The organism is Gordonia sp. i37 (assembly GCF_002043085.1).
Classification (GTDB): Bacteria; Actinomycetota; Actinomycetes; order Mycobacteriales; family Mycobacteriaceae; genus Gordonia; species Gordonia polyisoprenivorans.
Genome location: NZ_MVPX01000635.1, coordinates 1 through 700, shown reverse-complemented (window position 1 = coordinate 700; position 700 = coordinate 1). Strand labels below are relative to the sequence as shown.

2 protein-coding genes are annotated in these 700 nt (G+C 59.0%); both read left to right on the top strand.

Annotated features, from left to right (window positions below; genetic code table 11):
• A partial coding sequence (locus B1964_RS29060) for an integrase core domain-containing protein (protein ID WP_139765959.1) occupies positions 1–226 on the top strand: 226 nt, incomplete at its 5' end.
• 280 nt (positions 227–506) lie between these two features.
• Positions 507–635 (top strand): hypothetical protein, encoded by a 129-nt coding sequence (locus B1964_RS31505; RefSeq protein WP_290440753.1) that lies wholly within the window; start codon positions 507–509, stop codon positions 633–635.
• Positions 636–700: the final 65 nt, after the last annotated feature.

The window sequence follows — 700 nt, the reverse complement described above, 5'->3', positions numbered from 1 at the left end:
GCCGTGGAACAACGGGTTCATCGAGTCGTTCAACAACCGGTTGCGCGACGAGTGTTTGAACCGCAACTACTGGCCCACCCAACTCGAGGCCCGCGTGGTCATCGAGGACTTCAAGGACGACCACAATCACCGACACCGGCATTCGGCACTGGGCTACAAGACCCCGGCCGAGTACGCTGCCGGATGCACCCACCAACATCACCCCGTGGGCTGCGAGATCGACTGATCGACTGCAAGTAGCAACTGGCTCTAGAACTGCCTGGACCGGTTATCGGGGACCTGCCACCCTTCCATCGGGGGTTTGTTACCTGATGGAGGCGCGTAGATTCCGTGGTGGGGACACCCCGGTGTCATGCGACCGCCATGCGTTCAAGCGTGCATGGCAAGACATGCAACCGAGAAACCACCCGTTAGCAAGTGGTTTTGGTGCCCGGACAGACTCGAACTGACACCTGGACTTGGTTTTGAATCCGTTACCCGTGCCGCCAGCTGTTAGCGTCGCGTGCATGTCGGCACAGAAGCGGACAGTCACGGTTTCCTTTGACTGCGACACTGAGGAGGAATATCACCAGGTGGCCAACATGGTGTGGCACCTGATGCGGTTCTCGCCGTACGAGTTCGCGATTGCTCACTGAGGTTCCCCAGTTTGAGTGGACACCCGAGATAGTGGGGCTATGGGCCCTGCTGGAAGGATGTCACT

Bases quoted from the DNA above. Each gene is read 5' to 3' on its own strand.
- B1964_RS31505 (WP_290440753.1), top strand. From the start codon at position 507: ATGTCGGCACAGAAGCGGACAGTCACGGTTTCCTTTGACTGCGACACT.